This is a genomic window from Acetobacter sp. UBA5411, from assembly GCF_002409645.1.
Classification (GTDB): domain Bacteria; phylum Pseudomonadota; class Alphaproteobacteria; order Acetobacterales; family Acetobacteraceae; genus Acetobacter.
This window is the reverse complement of sequence record NZ_DHNR01000009.1, coordinates 17,202-32,530: the sequence shown is the minus strand read 5'-3', so window position 1 is coordinate 32,530 and position 15,329 is coordinate 17,202. Positions and strand designations below refer to the sequence as shown.

Annotated in this window: 17 protein-coding genes and 1 pseudogene; 8 read left to right on the top strand and 10 right to left on the bottom strand. The window is 57.4% G+C overall.

Annotated elements, in window-relative coordinates:
* Positions 1 to 65 precede the first annotated feature (65 nt).
* Positions 66 to 1,112: a glycosyltransferase family 4 protein gene (locus B3759_RS03160; protein WP_291363554.1), complete on the bottom strand. Its 1,047-nt coding sequence runs from the start codon at positions 1,110 to 1,112 to the stop codon at positions 66 to 68.
* Positions 1,113 to 1,288: 176 nt separating this feature from the next.
* On the opposite strand from B3759_RS03160, the gene B3759_RS03155 reads away from it, so the two are divergent.
* Together B3759_RS03155 and B3759_RS03150 are read left to right on the top strand one after the other, a co-directional pair.
* The gene (locus B3759_RS03155) at positions 1,289 to 3,109 is read left to right on the top strand and encodes an ABC transporter ATP-binding protein (protein ID WP_291363703.1); all 1,821 of its coding nucleotides are present in this window, start codon (positions 1,289 to 1,291) and stop codon (positions 3,107 to 3,109) included.
* Between the two features lie 45 nt (positions 3,110 to 3,154).
* Entirely contained in the window at positions 3,155 to 3,556 is a 402-nt protein-coding gene (locus B3759_RS03150) for a VOC family protein (protein WP_291363552.1), read from the top strand.
* Between the two features lie 69 nt (positions 3,557 to 3,625).
* Here the strand turns inward: B3759_RS03150 and B3759_RS03145 are convergent, their stop codons facing one another.
* From B3759_RS03145 to galE, 4 genes are all read right to left on the bottom strand, one after another.
* The gene (locus B3759_RS03145; protein WP_291363550.1) at positions 3,626 to 4,237 is read right to left on the bottom strand and encodes an acetate uptake transporter; all 612 of its coding nucleotides are present in this window, start codon (positions 4,235 to 4,237) and stop codon (positions 3,626 to 3,628) included.
* Between the two features lie 144 nt (positions 4,238 to 4,381).
* Entirely contained in the window at positions 4,382 to 5,176 is a 795-nt protein-coding gene (locus tag B3759_RS03140; protein WP_291363548.1) for a trypsin-like serine peptidase, read from the bottom strand.
* Positions 5,177 to 5,314: 138 nt separating this feature from the next.
* Positions 5,315 to 5,731 (bottom strand): cytidine deaminase, encoded by a 417-nt coding sequence (locus B3759_RS03135; protein WP_291363546.1) that lies wholly within the window; start codon positions 5,729 to 5,731, stop codon positions 5,315 to 5,317.
* Between the two features lie 3 nt (positions 5,732 to 5,734).
* Positions 5,735 to 6,724 carry a UDP-glucose 4-epimerase GalE gene (gene galE, locus B3759_RS03130; RefSeq protein WP_291363544.1) on the bottom strand — a complete coding sequence of 330 codons (990 nt, stop codon included), beginning with the start codon at positions 6,722 to 6,724 and terminating at the stop codon, positions 5,735 to 5,737.
* Between the two features lie 256 nt (positions 6,725 to 6,980).
* On the opposite strand from galE, the gene gluP reads away from it, so the two are divergent.
* Positions 6,981 to 8,297 (top strand): glucose/galactose MFS transporter, encoded by a 1,317-nt coding sequence (gene gluP / locus B3759_RS03125; RefSeq protein WP_291363542.1) that lies wholly within the window; start codon positions 6,981 to 6,983, stop codon positions 8,295 to 8,297.
* An 82-nt stretch (positions 8,298 to 8,379) separates the two neighbouring features.
* Here the strand turns inward: gluP and B3759_RS03120 are convergent, their stop codons facing one another.
* Complete coding sequence (locus B3759_RS03120; protein WP_291363540.1) at positions 8,380 to 9,540, bottom strand: CynX/NimT family MFS transporter; 1,161 nt, start codon at positions 9,538 to 9,540, stop codon at positions 8,380 to 8,382.
* A 72-nt stretch (positions 9,541 to 9,612) separates the two neighbouring features.
* On the opposite strand from B3759_RS03120, the gene B3759_RS03115 reads away from it, so the two are divergent.
* From B3759_RS03115 to B3759_RS03105, 3 genes are all read left to right on the top strand, one after another.
* On the top strand, positions 9,613 to 10,413 hold the full coding sequence (locus B3759_RS03115; protein ID WP_291363538.1) for an AraC family transcriptional regulator: 801 nt from the start codon (positions 9,613 to 9,615) through the stop codon (positions 10,411 to 10,413).
* Between the two features lie 151 nt (positions 10,414 to 10,564).
* A complete protein-coding gene (locus B3759_RS03110) occupies positions 10,565 to 10,990 on the top strand; it encodes a nucleotidyltransferase domain-containing protein (protein WP_291363536.1) in 426 nt (141 codons plus the stop codon).
* A gap of 40 nt (positions 10,991 to 11,030) precedes the next feature.
* Entirely contained in the window at positions 11,031 to 11,315 is a 285-nt protein-coding gene (locus tag B3759_RS03105; RefSeq protein ID WP_291363534.1) for a hypothetical protein, read from the top strand.
* A 72-nt stretch (positions 11,316 to 11,387) separates the two neighbouring features.
* On the opposite strand, the gene B3759_RS16875 is transcribed toward B3759_RS03105, so the two are convergent.
* The 4 genes and pseudogenes from B3759_RS16875 to B3759_RS03085 form a co-directional block, all read right to left on the bottom strand.
* Complete coding sequence (locus tag B3759_RS16875) at positions 11,388 to 11,519, bottom strand: hypothetical protein (RefSeq protein WP_291363532.1); 132 nt, start codon at positions 11,517 to 11,519, stop codon at positions 11,388 to 11,390.
* Positions 11,519 to 11,851 (bottom strand): annotated as a pseudogene (locus B3759_RS16870) (oleate hydratase). The gene B3759_RS16875 and the pseudogene B3759_RS16870 overlap by 1 nt, the downstream one beginning before the upstream one ends.
* A 28-nt stretch (positions 11,852 to 11,879) precedes the next feature.
* Positions 11,880 to 11,966: a hypothetical protein gene (locus B3759_RS16865; RefSeq protein ID WP_291363701.1), complete on the bottom strand. Its 87-nt coding sequence runs from the start codon at positions 11,964 to 11,966 to the stop codon at positions 11,880 to 11,882.
* Positions 11,967 to 12,170: 204 nt separating this feature from the next.
* Entirely contained in the window at positions 12,171 to 12,752 is a 582-nt protein-coding gene (locus tag B3759_RS03085) for a TetR/AcrR family transcriptional regulator (protein ID WP_291363530.1), read from the bottom strand.
* Positions 12,753 to 12,873: 121 nt separating this feature from the next.
* Between B3759_RS03085 and B3759_RS03080 the strand changes: the two genes are divergently transcribed.
* Positions 12,874 to 13,854: an SDR family NAD(P)-dependent oxidoreductase gene (locus B3759_RS03080; RefSeq protein ID WP_291363528.1), complete on the top strand. Its 981-nt coding sequence runs from the start codon at positions 12,874 to 12,876 to the stop codon at positions 13,852 to 13,854.
* Between the two features lie 111 nt (positions 13,855 to 13,965).
* A complete protein-coding gene (locus tag B3759_RS03075; RefSeq protein WP_291363526.1) occupies positions 13,966 to 15,081 on the top strand; it encodes a metallophosphoesterase in 1,116 nt (371 codons plus the stop codon).
* The last annotated feature ends 248 nt before the right edge of the window (positions 15,082 to 15,329 follow it).

Below are 15,329 nucleotides of genomic sequence, written 5' to 3'. Positions count from 1 at the left end.
CAAGCCGGGCTTCCTCATGTCTGGCTCCTGTTATTGCACAGGGTTGGCGTTGTTCAGAACCGACATTATTGACGACTGGTCTTTCCAGACCGTTCTTCAATCAGTGTCTGGTAAATGGCCAGATAATTCTCCGCCATGCGACGCGCTGTGAAGCGTTTCTCGAATTCACGTCGAATACTGGCGGGGTCGAGTTTTTCGACACGGGGATACGCCGCAATAGCCTCTTTCTCATTGGTGACGATAGCGCCTGTCACACCATCCTCAATGACCTCCGGCACGGAGCCATGACGGAAAGCGATCACCGGCGTACCGCAGGCCATGGCTTCGATCATGACCAGCCCGAAGGGCTCGGGCCAGTCGATCGGCATCAGCAGGGCGCGTGCACCTGAAAGAAAAGCCGATTTCTGCGTATCATTGATCTCGCCGACGAGTTCGACGCCATCTCCAAGCATCGGCAGGATGTCGCGCTCGAAATATTCGACATCAACCTTGTCCACCTTGGCCGCAATTTTCAGCGGCATACCGACAGCGCGGGCGATGCGAATGGCTTTATCGATCCCTTTTTCGGGACAGATACGTCCCAGAAAAGCGAGATAGTCTCTGGGGCCAGGCTGTGGCGTCAGCAGATGTTCAGGTAATCCATGCAGGACGGTTCCGGCGTAACGCGCCTGTGGCAACGGTCGGCGCTGGCTGTCGGAAATGGAGACGATCGGCACCTGTGGAAAGGCGTCGAAAACCGGCTGGAGTTCCATCAGATCAAGCCGGCCGTGCATGGTCGTCACGAAAGGCGTTTTCTGACGGCTGAAATAGGTAAACGGCCAGTAATCCATATGGAAATGCAGGATATCGAAATCATCGGCGCGCTGTGCTGCGCGTTCCATGAGCAGCATGTGCGGCGCAATCGGATCACGGATGGCCGGATCAAGTCGCAATGCCCGGGGCCACACCGCCTCCAGCGTTGCTGATGTCACACTGTCACCGCTGGCGAACAGGGTGACATCATGCCCCATTTTGACCAGTTCGTCGGTAAGAAAAGCTACCACCCGTTCTGTGCCACCATAGAGCTTGGGCGGAACGGCTTCGTGGAGCGGGGCAATCTGGGCGATACGCATGACCGGTAACTCCGCATCTTTATTGTTGTTCTACAGGCACTCTACATCCGGATCAGAGTGAACCTTTCCGGCTTCACCGACTTTAAACGCTACAGGACATACGATTTCCGTATTGCTGTGTGAGCTTTTCACTCATGGCACAAACGCTTAAACTCACCCAAAAGTTGACAGGACAGATGACGCATGAGCCGAGCCGCGTGAGTAACGACAGCGAGATCACTGTCCCCGATACAGATCTTCCGCAATATGCTGGTCATCCCGTGCGTTTTCTCATGCGCTATGCACGAAACCGCGCCTTTCCGCATGTCATGGTGTTTGGCTTTGTAGGCCTCGCTGTTTCCTGCGCCGTCTTCTCTTCTTCGTCCATCAGACATCTGGTGGACACGATGAACCAGCATAAGGCCGGCACTTCCGTGCGACCGGTCTGGATTGCCGTCATCTGGCTGGCTGGCATCATCGCAGTGGATAATCTGTCCTGGCGCGTTGCAGGTTGGTATGCGGCCAAGACGTTTGTGGCCGTTACAGGCGATGTGCGCCGAGATCTGTTCCGTTATCTTACCGGTCACTCCACGGGTTATTTCTCCGACCGTATGCCGGCGGCTCTGGCGGCCCGCATTTCCACGGCGGGCAACGCCTCCTTCACGCTTGAAAGCCTGCTGGCGTGGAACATCCTGCCGCCGTGCCTGAATGTCCTGCTTTCGATCGGCCTGATGATCAGCGTCAGTCCCCTGATGGGCAGCGTCATCACTGCCCTTGCCTTCACACTGGCCGCCCTGATGTTCCGCATGGCGCGGGGTGGCAAGAAGCTGCACTCGTCCTATGCCGGGTCAGCAGCCAATATTGACGGGGAAATGCAGGACGTGGTCGGCAATCTGCCGCTGGTCCGCACCTTCGGCATGCTTGGATTTGAGCGAACACGACTGGCTGGACTGCTCGATAGCGAAATGGCGGTGCGTGGTGTTTCCCTGCGCAACATGGAAATCCTGCGTCTTGTCCACGCGGTTCTGACGGCCATTCTGACTGCGGGCCTGCTCGTCTGGATTGTCTGGCTGTGGCAGGTCGGCGCCGCAACGGTTGGCGATGTGGTCATGGTGGTCAGTCTCGGCTTCATGATCCTGCACGGCACGCGCGATCTGGCCGTCGCTCTCGTGGAGACCGTGCAGCATACGGCCCGGCTGGGAGAGACGCTTTCAACAATCCTTATTCCCCATGAAATGCACGACCGGGCCGACGCCCGGGATTTCCCCACTCCTCCCAAGGGCGAAGTGTCCTTTCAGGATGTGGTGTTTCATTATCCGACTGGCCCCAATGTGCTGGAGCATTTCAATCTGCATGTTGCGCCCGGCACGCGTGTCGGCCTTGTCGGACGTTCCGGTTCCGGCAAAAGCACGGTTCTCGCGCTGCTTCAGCGGCAGCGTTATGTGCAGGATGGCGCTGTCATGATCGATGGCGTGAATATCCTCGATCTGTCAGAAAAAGCCCTGCGAGGCTGCATGTCCGTCGTGCCGCAGGATGTTTCCCTGCTGCGCCGATCCGTTATGGATAATATTCGCTATGGCACACCCGGCGCTTCTGACGATGATGTCCGGGCGGCAGCGGAAGCCGCAGAATGTACTGATTTCATCATGGCGCTACCGGAAGGTTTTGCGACAGAAGTCGGTGATCGTGGCGTGAAACTGTCGGGAGGCCAGCGCCAGCGTCTCGCCATTGCCCGCGCCTTCCTGCGTAACGCGCCTATCCTGATCCTTGACGAGGCGACCAGCGCTCTCGACAGCGAAAGTGAGCATCACATTCAGGAAGCCCTGCACCGGCTGATGCAGGGGCGCACCGTCATCGCCGTTGCGCATCGCCTGTCCACTCTGAAGGATTTTGACCGCATTGTCGTGATGCAGAAAGGCAAGATCGTGGAAGACGGTTCTCCCTCAGAGCTTGAACGCCGTGATGGTCCCTATCGCGAGTTTCTGGAATTGCAGGCTTTCGACATTCCGGACCTTTGATTACAGGGGTTCATTCACCCGCAAACAACAGACAGGAAACGCTCCATGGCAAAGATGATCCATTCCATGATCCGGGTCAGGGACGAAAAGGCGTCACTGGCATTTTATGAAAAGGCTTTTGGTCTGCATGTTGCGGATCGGTTTGTGTTCGACAGTTTCACGCTGATCTATCTGTCAAACGACGAGCAGACCTTTGAGCTGGAACTGACCGTCAATCATGATCGCGATCGTCCTTATGATCGTGGCGATGGATACGGGCATCTCGCTGTTTCGGTTGGCGACATCAAGGCCGAACATGCACGATTTGAAAAGGAAGGTCTGAAGCCGGAGCCGGTCAAGGAACTGAAGAATGAAGGCCGTCTGATCGGGCAGTTCTTCTTTGTCGCTGACCCGGATGGGTATCGGATCGAAGTGCTGCAACGCGGTGCGCCGGGACGATTTGTCTGATCGGCTTATTCATACAAAAAGGGCGACTGTTGTTACGCAGCCGCCCTTTTTTAATTGGTGAAACTTTCTTTATTCAGCAGCTACTCTTACAGAATGAACTGGACTGGTCGACACAACTGGCAGGTGCTGTGCGCCGGTTGGCAGGATCGGGTGTCCGAACTGCTCTTCCAGCACTTCCGCCATGGCGAGATACAGGGCGGAGGCACCGCAGATCAGGCCTTCAAAACCTGCAAAGTGCGTGATGGTCGCATTGCCCGTCATTTCCCCTGCGACCAGCAGGGCGAACAGCACAGTCAGTGAGCCAAAGATGAACTGCAGAACGCGGTTTGCTTTCAGCGTGCCAACAAACATGAAGGCCGTGAAAATACCCCATGTGCCGAGATAAGCCGCCATCGCACCGGGTGTCGCGGATGCGACAAGACCGAATTTCGGCAGGAAGATCAGCAGCACCAGAGAGATCCAGAACGCCCCATAGGATGTGAAAGCGGTAAGACCGAAAGTATTGCCCCTCGGATATTCCAGCATTCCCGCGCACATCTGGGCGAAGCCGCCAAACGCCAGTCCCATGGCCAGCACTGAAGAATTCAGCGGCACGAAACCGGCATTACAGACATTGAGCAGAATTGTGGTCATTCCGAAACCGGCGAGACCGAGAGGGCCAGGATTGGCTAGACGACCCATAACAGAGACTCCCCAACTAAATGGAGTTGATAATGAGGCGTCCTTCTGTTGCGCCCCAGTTCAGACATGCTCGTCTGCTCTGCTCTATTTAACAATTAAAATAATAAGTAAGATGCGAAAAGCGTATATCACGATGCGGTGTGATCATTGCCCCCCGCCACCGTCCGCCACCAGAGGCAATAACGGTGCCGCCGCACCGCCTACCCCGTAATTGGCCAGAACCTGCACGCCAAGAGCAGTCCACCGCCCATCCTGAAAACTGAGTAGAGGCGCGCCACTGCTGCCTCGGGTGGCGGAACAGTCATGCGTAACCAAGGGTTTACCGCCTCCATCCACCATGAGCGCACCTGTTCGGCACCCCATGTCGGAACGCACAATTTCACTGAAATCCTGCTCATAGCCACCCAGCACCACATCAGTTCCCGGTGATGGCAAGCGATCCGAGACGGCAAGCACATCTTTCATGGTCGCTACGGGCGCTTCCAGAAACAGGGTCGCCCGGTCAAAGGCTGCTGTGCGGGATTCGTTGCGAGGGTCATATTCCGGTGGAACCAGCAGTCGAATCGCACGTGCATGAGCGGCATACTGGCCTTTGCTGTAGGCCCTCAGAAAGTGAACATCGTGCGGCTGAATGTATCGGCCCGTTTTAGGCAGGAACAGGCAGTGCGCCGCCGTTTCAACGACAGTCGGCGCAACCAGAAAACCTGTGCAACGGCTCCCCAGTTCCGTCTGAACCCGACCAATAGCGCTCCACGGCAACGAGGCCATGTCGACAGCCTGACGATGGTCTGTCTGTCCGATCCCCGGACGTTGCGGGATGGCTGCATGAGAGGATGGCCCGGAAACGGACGTCAGCAGGGAGAAGACGACTCCCGTAAAGAGTGGGAAATACTTTCGAAAACCTTTGAAACATAAAATCGTCTGCTGAAATTTACCCATTCTTAAAAGTTTCTCCGGTAGTTTGTCCTTATTGCATGAGAGCATTTCAAACGGAGGAAACCCTTCCTCCAGAATTGCACGCCACAAAGCCCGGACATCCGGCGATAAGCTGGATGTCCGGGTTATTTATGCAGATTTTCAATCCAGACTTTCCGGACCGAAACTATCAGGCAGAAGTTCACTGAGTGTCTTCACCAGCAGCACCTGCCCTTCCGGATCAGTCATATAGACCGGCATCCCGGGAGCACCGAACTCACGCAGCTTCTGTCTGCACCCACCGCATGGAGTGCAGGGGCCGCTTCCGCCACCACACACGACGATCTCCACGATCTTTCGACCGCCAGCAGCCACCATTGCCGCGATGGCTCCGCCTTCCGCACAGATCCCCTCAGGATAAGCCGCATTTTCGACGTTACACCCGACATGAATCTGACCGTCGTCGCAACGTAACGCTGCTCCAACTTTAAAGCCGGAATAGGGAGCGTAGGCACGCTCCCGAACGGCGGAAGCCGCTTTAATCAGTTTTATATCGGTCTGTTGGCTGGCGGAATTCACAAGTCAGTCCGCATAGCCATGAGGATGAGCGATGCGCCACTCCAGAGCCGTCCGGACTGTTTCATTCAGGTCCGTAAAACGTGGCTTCCAGCCGGTTTCCTTCATGATGCGCGCTGGACTGGCCACAAGCATCGGCGGATCACCGGCACGACGCGGCCCAGCTTTCCAAGGCACTGGTTTGCCGCTGACACGCTCCACAGCCTGAATCACTTCCAGATTTGAGTTTCCCTTGCCGGTACCCACATTGAACGTGACACTTTTCTCATCAAGCAGCGGCAGAACGGCAAGATGCGCCTGAGCCAGATCGGTGACATGAATATAGTCACGCACACAGCTTCCGTCAGGCGTCGGGTAATCCTGTCCGAACAACGTAAGAGAATCCCGGCGTCCCAAGGCAGCGTCAATCACCAACGGCATGAGATGCGTTTCCGGCTTGTGATCCTCGCCTGCCCGCCCCTGCGGATCGCACCCTGCTGCGTTGAAATATCGCAGGCATGCGCTGCGCAGACCGTGAATCCTGTCGGCCCAGTACAGCGCCTGCTCCACAACCCGCTTGCTTTCGCCATAGGCTGACCCCGGATGCACAGGGGTATCCTCGTCGATCAGCTTGTCACCCGCTGAACCAAACAGCGCGGCTGTCGAGGAAAACACGAACTTCTTCACGCCGTGACGCACGCAGGCGTCAATCAGGCCAAAGCCCAGCCCGCCATTGGCCGACATATACATCATGGGCTTCTGCATGCTTTCCCCCACCAGAGAAAGCGCTGCAAAGTGAAAGACGCAATCCCACGGGCCGTCTGCCAGAACCTTGTCGAGCAGCGGCAGATCCGCGAGGTCACCTTCAACAAAACGCGCTCCATCCGGAACAGCGGCGCGATGTCCAGTTCTCAGACTGTCGAAAACCGTGACTTCGTGGCCTGCGTCGAGTAGAGCCAAAACCATGTGACTACCAACGTAGCCAGCTCCGCCTGTCACAAGAAATCGATTTTTCATCTTCATCACTCTTTCACGACGCTACTGTTCGAATCACGCTCAGTGCCGGAAAATCCTTACTGAATGAGGCAAAATTATTTCATGACTGAAAGATTCTGCTAACAACAATGCAGCGCTTTCAAATTACCTTGTTGCAGCGCATTACTGATCTCATCCTCTATCGAGCCAAGCCTATCGTAATACTGATAAAGCAATAGAATCTATTGTTTTTAACGCAAAATTAATCTTTCTGTAAGCCACCGGAAACCCTGCCATCGTGCCCAGCCCGCTCCACTCACCAAAACTCCCTCTATCCCGCTGTCCCGCCGGATCATTTGGCTGGACACCTCTGCTTAGCACCGCCGGCCTGTTCTTCCTGATCGGCTTCGTCACGTGGCTGAACGGTCCACTGATTTCCTTTGTGAGAGTGGCTTTCTCTCTCTCAGATATCGGCGCATTTCTTGTACCGTTGGCGTTCTATATCGCCTACCTTCTTTTTGCCCTGCCTGCTGCCCGCATCGCCAGTCGCACAGGCCTGAAAAGCGGTCTCGCTCTGGCGTTGGCCGTCATGGGGGCCGGAAGCGCCCTGTTCGGACAATGTGTCGTGCTGCGCTCCTATCCCGGCGCACTTGGCGGACTGATGGTCATCGGCGCAGGCCTCACCCTGCTTCAGGTAACGGTCAATCCCTATGTCAGTCTGCTTGGCCCGCACGACCGGGCGGCCCAGCGTATCGCCATCATGGGACTGTGCAACAAACTCGCAGGCATCCTCGCGCCGATCGTTCTGGCCGCCATGGTCATGCACAATATCAGCGGAGTAGCCGAACAGGCACAACACGCTGCCAGCGTGGCGGAACGTGAGGCTATACTCGCCGGTTTCACCAATGCTATTTACTGGCCGTATCTTGGTATGGCGGCACTTCTAGGTGTGGCTGCCTGCGCGGTCTTTCTATCCAATCTGCCTGATATGGACCCGCCTGAACCTCTTGCACTGTCATCACCCGGTTTTCACATCACACCGCGCTTGGGTTTCGGGATGCTGGCGACATTTCTTTATGTCGGCATTGAAGTTCTCGCAGGCGACGCGATCGGAACCTATGGGCAGGCGTTCGGCATGCCTCTCGACCAGACGCGGTTTTTCACCGCTTTCACTCTTTTTGCGATGATGAGCGGATATGCCGCAGGCCTCTGCCTTGTCCCGCATGTTCTTTCACAGGAACGATGCATGGTGTTGTCCTGCGTGGGCGGCATTCTCTTCGCCGTCGCTGCATATCTGACAACAGGTTATGTGTCCGTCCTGTGCGTCGCCCTTCTCGGCTTGGCCAATGCCATGATCATGCCCGCCCTATTTCCCATGGCGATACAGAACGCGGGGCGGCACGTGCCTCTTGCGTCGGCTCTACTGGTTATGATGTTTTCAGGGGGAGCATGCACCCCGCAGATTTTCGTTCTGATCAAGCCGTATATAGGTGTTCAGACTGCTTTTCTGGTGCTCGCCGTTCCTGCCTATCTCGTGCTGCTCGGGTATGGGGTATGGAGTTTTCGGTCTCATCAGGCACGCGAAAAACTGTTTAGAAAGTGGCCCTGTGGTTAATGAATGTTCGCTTCCGCCTTCATCTAGGACATTCAGATCATTCCAGAATGGATTGGAAAGCAGACAGTCGTGGCGGGCTATGTCATTTCTGATAAGTGCGCTGGATCAGCACCGTAACCACGGTAAGCAGGCCAGCGCTGCCAGTCAGCAATGTCAGGAGTGCTGGGGCAACGCCGATCTGATCAATCAGCAGACCTGTAATCCACGGTAGGATACCGCCAAGCAGATAGCCGCCCGTCTGGGTTAGCCCAGCCAGCCGTGTCGCCTCTGATCTATCGCGCGCAAAATCCAGAGGCTGGAGGAGCGCTACCGGGAACAGGCCTCCCGTCGCAATCCCGATCATCAGAGGTGCCAGCCATGGCACCGGCTTTGCAACCAACAGACTGAACGTACCGAAAATGGCGAGGCCGGAAAAAGCCAGAGCTGCCTTGATGGTTGTAAGTTTTAGAGCGCGCATGATGACATGCATGCAAAAACTGATGCTCGTCTGGAACAGCATCATGATGGCGACAAGAAGCCCTGCAGTATGGTCAGAATAGCCCAGGGCACCATACAGGGACGGCAGCCACGCTATTGCGACGTAATTGATCCCAGCCTGAAGACCGAAGAACAGCGTCAGTCCAAGAATGCCGTTCCGGCTGATCGTGAGAGAGGGCTGTGACGCGGAGCGCGCAGGCGCAGCAATATCCTCACGCCATAGTATCCAGCAAAACCCGGCAAGTGCCGTGGGAAGCGCCCAGACAGCCAGCCCCAGCGGCCAGCTCCCGGTGACGTCACTGATGCGGGGCGTTCCGAAAGCGGCCACGGCCGATCCCACGCCCATGCTGGCAGCATAGACGCTCATGGCTGCCGGTGTGCGGGAGGCAAACTCACCCTTGATGAAACCCGATAGCAGTGGCCGGATGATCGCGTCGCCCACGCCTACCCCGACGGCCGTGAAAAGCAGCACTCCATAGCTGCCACCGTCGAGGCGGAGGAGCAGGGCGATCGTCAGAAGCGCCAATGCCATTATCATGGAGCGTCTCAGGCCAAGTCGCCGTTCCAGCCTATGCCCGAGCGGGGAGAGGCCGCCCATGCACAGGACGGGAAGTGTGGTCAGCAAGCCCAGTTCGGCGTTGGAGATGGCAAGAGTACGTTCGATCCGGTCGAGGATGGGAGAGAGGGACGCAATTCCGATACGCAGGCAGATACCGGCACCGAAGATCATCAGCCAGGGCAGAAGCGTTTTCGCGGAACGTGTCATGCCCTCTGCTATACAGGCTGATTTTTTACCCTGCGCTCGACAGGATGCCATAAACTGTCGAAAATATGCCAGATGAAGCAATTCCGATCCTTGCAGGCCAGCAGTCTTGCTGATCGCACACCTCCCACAGAGCTACGTCCAGTGCGCGTGCATGCGGAGCATCATGTGGAAGCTGCGGATGTCGAACCTCATTGTCACGCTGATCTCGGGCAACTTCTGGCAACCACGCATGGCGTGATCCGTGTCACCACCGAAGATAACCAGTGGCTGGTGCCCCCCTGCCGGGCGCTCCTGCTGCCACCGGGTGTTGTACATGCCGTTCACAGCCCCAAGGAAAGCAGGCTGCGTGCCGTGCTGATTGCGCCGGAGATGTGCCGGGATTTTCTGCCAGCCTGTCGCATCATCGCCCTTACAACGCTGTTGCAGGAACTGATTGATGCGGTTGCCAGATGCCCATCAGATTATCCCGTTCCTTCACCGGCGTCGCGCATGGTGGCGGTGCTGCTGGACCAGATCGCATTGGCACACTCCGAACCTCTGGGTGTACCGCGTCCTTCAGATGCAAGGCTGCAGCGTGTGACTGATGCGCTGATGGCCTCTCCGGCGGACGGCCGGTCACTATCCGAATGGCAGGATGTGGCTGGGGCCAGCAGTAGGACGCTGGCTAGGTTGTTTGAAGTCGAGACCGGCATGAGCTTCAGCCACTATCGTCGGCAGGTGCAGATGCAGGCCGCCGTTGGCATGCTGGCATCAGGCATGCCAGTCGGAGAGATTGCGCACGCACTTGGTTATTCCACGGCATCCGCGTTTGCGTTTGCATTTCGCAAGACTCTCGGCAGTCCTCCTAGCCAATTTCGTGATCAGGTTGAATGATCTGATTACCAGTCTGTTTAAGAACGAAAGATTGCGTTCTTCGTCGTGGACACGTGGCCGCGAGGCGATAAGTCCGACCGGCTGTTCTCGCCTACATGGTGGACATTCATTTTCTATTGCTTACCTGCGGAACCCGGTCGAATATCTGCCCATGGCAGACTGTTACTATCCTAGTCCGGCTGAAGCCCTCGCGACAGCAAAAAGCGTGTTCCGGGCACGCTATGAGGCGGCATCCTTCGCTTATGTCGCGGGCTCGATCATGCGCGGCGAAGGTACTTATCTTTCTGATATAGATCTCGTTGTCATCTACGATCATCTCGAAGCCGCATACCGAGAGAGCTTCGTCGTAGGAGATATGCCCATCGAGGCTTTCGTTCATGATCGCGAAACGTTGGCTTGGTTCGTCAAAGACGACGTGTCACGAGGTCGCCCCAGTATTCTGAATATGATTGCAGAAGGCCAAATTATCGATCGAGAGCATGACAGAGCCGTAGCACTCCGCAGAGAGATGTCAGATCTTTTTGGCAAAGGGGCCGCCTCTTTTATCGTCCTCAGGTTTGAATGCGCTGCGCTATGAATTAACAGATGCAGTCGATGACCTTCGCGGCAATCGAACTTTGCAGGAGGTGATAGCGATCGGTGCCTCGCTCCATCCCAAACTTGTAGAGCTCGCATTGCGCGGGCGGGGACGCTGGAATGGTACGGGAAAATGGGCTCCGCGCCTGCTCCGAGAAACAGATGCCGGGCTGGCGGACAGATTCGACAAGGCTTTCCAAACACTATTCACGAATGGCGATGTCCATCCCGTCATTGAGTTGGTCGAGGCGGAACTGGCGCCCCACGGTGGAACACTGTTCGACGGTGACTGCCGCGTTGCGCCCGGTTCCTGGCGCGTGATTTAACGGCATCTATCGCTCATCTTTTGCCGACAGCGGACATTCCGCTCTCCCCCCAATGCTGCCTTTCTGATCTTCTCAAACCAGCCCATAGCGGTGGAGCAGGCCATCAATTTCCGTTCCATCCGTGAAGCTCTTAACCATCCCCGCCATGGGCACCTTTTCCCCATCCCGCAGTCCCGCTGCTGCCTGTAGCGGCAAGCCGAACATCAAAGATGCCTCCCGACTTCTGGCACGGTGCGTTCGACACCACACAGCGTATAGACCGCCTCCATCGCCGTGCAGACAGAATATTCCGTCGTGAAAACCGCGTTGCGTGGCGTCTCGGCGAACTGTCCCAGAAAAGCAAGATTTACGCTGCCATCGGGCACCACTTTCGGATGGTCAGCCGGTGCGCGCGGCTTAAACTACTCCCTGATGAATGGCGTCATGCAGGGACGCGTCATTGCCCCTGCCGATGCCATATCGACAATCTGGTCCTCCGAGACGTCCATGTGGAACAACCACTCGCAGGTGATTTCCTCACCTGTGCATCCCTGCATGGGCTTTTTCACGTAATCGCCCGGCAAGTCACTGAACAGACCATAGAGCTAGGTCACGATCCTGACCTTCGGACTGCCTTTTGAAATGGGGCTGGCGGCTTGCCATCCAGCTCATCAGCCAGGATGAATCCGCGATCGTGACTGGACCATCCGTGATGATTTTCCCCGAAAAACGGATCGCGCCCTATAATTCGTAGCACGAGATCTGGAATCCGCGCATCGCGTGTCGTAGCCGGCAGACGGGATGCGACTTTCTATTCGATATCGCGAAACACACACACGACGCCGCAAAGTGCAGAAGGTCGTGGAGCGTGAGTGTTTAAGATGCCGAAGACCGCGAGCCCGTGATGAGAATATCGACAAGGCGTTTCGCACTGCCTTCCCAGCCGGGACCAGCCGAGAAATTTGAAACCCCTGCCAGAGCGCGGAGCAGATCCAGAGGATCGATGTCGGCGCGGAACTCACCGGCCGCGATGGCAGCGGAGACAAGGCTGTTGACCGCGGCTTTGAGAACGTCGCCGGAATGCGCATAGAGCGCCCCTGTTCCCCCAACCAACCCGTTGAGCGCCGGGGCGATGACCTGCTTGGCAGCAATGTAATCCACGAACAGTCGCATCCATGCGCGCAGCGCCTCCACAGGTGGATGCTGCGCGGCCAGCACGGGAGCCGCTTCAGCAAGCCGATCCAGTTCAGCGCGATACACCGCTTCGATAAGAGCGTCGCGATTGGGAAAGTGCCGGTAGAGCGTGCCGATGCCAACGCCCGCACGCCGTGCGACTTCATCCAGGGGGATGTCCACTTCGCCCACCGTAAACGCGGTTTTGGCCACTTCCAGAAGCTGCTCCCGGTTGCGCTGTCCGTCGCTACGCGGTCGGCGACGGGTTTTTTTCACGTCGGTCACCTGTCCTCCTCTTGTTAAACGGAACAATGCTCCGTATATGCAAAGCGGAGCGATGCTCCACATAAGACATTCCATGCTGCTTCGGCAAGGAATGGATGCACCATTTCAGGGAGTTCCACCCATGACTCAGGTTTTTGGCGCAACCTCAACAACTGATGATGTTCTCTCCGGCGTGTCTCTGAAGGGAAAGCGCGTTCTCGTGACCGGCGTTTCCGCCGGATTGGGTGTCGAAACAGCCCGGGCGCTGGCGGCTCATGGCGCGCATGTCGTGGGCGCGGTACGCGATCTTGCAAAAGCGGAGCGTGCAACCAAACAGGTCCGCGAGGCTGCGGCGCAGGGAGGCGGTGCGTTCGAACTTACCGCGCTGGACCTTGCGGATCTGGCGAGCGTACGCGCCTGCGCCGACCGTCTGAATGCGCAAGGCACGCCGTTCGACCTGGTGATCGCCAATGCAGGCGTCATGGCGACGCCGTTCGGACATACGAAAGACGGGTTCGAGACGCAGTTCGGCACCAACCATCTGGGACATTTCGTCCTGATCAACCGGATCGCCGGACTGCTGCGCGATAGTGCACGGGTGGTCAACGTATCCTCGGCCGGACATCGCTTCGCCAACGTTGATCTGGACGACCCGAATTTCGACCATACGCCTTATGTGCCGTTCGTGGCCTATGGACGCTCCAAGACCGCCAATATTCTCTTTGCCGTCGCCTTTGATGCGCGGCATCGCTCACGGGGCGTGCGCGCAACGGCAGTTCACCCCGGTGCAATCATGACGGAACTGGTGCGGCACATGGCGCCTGGCGAGATCGACGCCATGGCAAGCCAGATCAACGAACAGGCCATCGCTGAGGGCCATGAGCCGCTCCAGTTCAAGACCATCCCACAGGGTGCTGCAACCTCGGTGTGGGCTGGCGTCGTAGCTGATGCCGGTGCCGTGGGGGCACACTACTGCGAGGATTGTCACGTCAGCGATGTGATCCCGGACGACCAGCCGATCAGTCTGGTCAATCCGGGGGTCCGCGCCTACGCTCTCGATCCGGCACACGCCGAGGCCCTGTGGAGAAAGAGCGAGGAAATGGTCGGAGAACGCTTCGCCTGACGCGTTCGCAGGAACAACACTTCGGGTCAGCACAGGCTCATAGCTGTGCTCGGGACGCTGACGGCCACCGTAAGCCGTCGGCTCCGTCTATCCATGAGGAAGTCCATACTCGTGCGCATTATCGTATTCGGCCTGCTGCTGTCGATTGTGATCCTGAATTGGTTATGGCCCCTTCCTCTTCCGGTTGCCGTGAAACTTCTGGTGGCCGTCTTCGTCATCGTGGCGTCGCAATTCCAGTTCTGGAGCAGGCTCTCTTCGGGCTCGATGTTCGCGCCAGAGTTCCCGAAACCGCTTATCATCCTGTTCAATTGGGCGGTCGGAACGATCCTGTTTCTTACGCTGTTTCAGCTTGCACTCGATCTCTTCGCGCTGGTGGTTGCGCTGATTACCTGGCAGCCGGTTCATATAGGCACCGAAGCCCGCATCACGGTAGGTGGACTGGCCGGGCTGCTCGCGGCCATCGGCGTCACTAATGCTCTGCGAGTACCACAGGTCAGGGACGTGACCGTCACCATACGCGGATTATCCCCGCTGTTCGATGGATACCGACTACTCCAGCTGAGTGATCTGCATATCACGCGGCTCTTCTCTGCGGGATGGGCCGCTCGTGTCGTGGCGCGCGCCAACGCGGCCAATGCCGATCTGATCGTCGTGACGGGGGATTTCATCGACGGATCGGTAGAGATGCGCCGTGCCGACATCGCACCGCTCGTAGGCCTGCACGCCCCCGATGGCGTACTGGCGGCTCCGGGCAACCATGAATATTTCTTCGATTATGCGGCCTGGATACGCCATCTGTCTGCACTGGGCTTCGATGTGCTGGAAAACCAGCACAGAATCATCACGCGCGACACGGCCCATCTGGTGATCGCAGGCGTGACGGATCGCTCGGCACGTGGGCACGGTCAGGTGGGCCCGGATCTTGACGCCGCGCTGGCGGGCTGTCCTGCCCATGCGCCGGTTGTGCTGCTCGATCATCAACCAGGCGATGCCCGGGCCGCGGCGGCTCGGGGGGTGGCGCTTCAGCTTTCGGGTCATACGCACGGCGGGATGATCCGCGGCCTCGACCGGCTGGTCGCGCGAGGCAATAACGGCTTTGCCTCCGGACGCTATCAGGTGGGCGGCATGATGCTTTATGTCAGCAACGGAACCGGTCTATGGCCCGGCTTCGCGCTCCGCCTGGGCGTGCCAGCCGAAATCACACGCTTTCATCTGCGGGCCGGATAGGCGTCAAGGTCGACCGACAACTTCTTCCCATTGTCCGATCATTTCTGTCGCCTGAGTGTCTCTATCTGCAGTTGAATCAATGGCAGGAAACATCCAGTGGGCACTTTTAAAGCGGACAACCTGCTTACCCCCCAATCAAGAAATCTGGCTTCTTGGGGGAGTGGAATATACTGCTTTCGCCAGTAGGATGCCGCCGGACGCATTCCCTGATAGCGTTGTCTTCTCGCAGGGCTAGACGTTTTAACCCC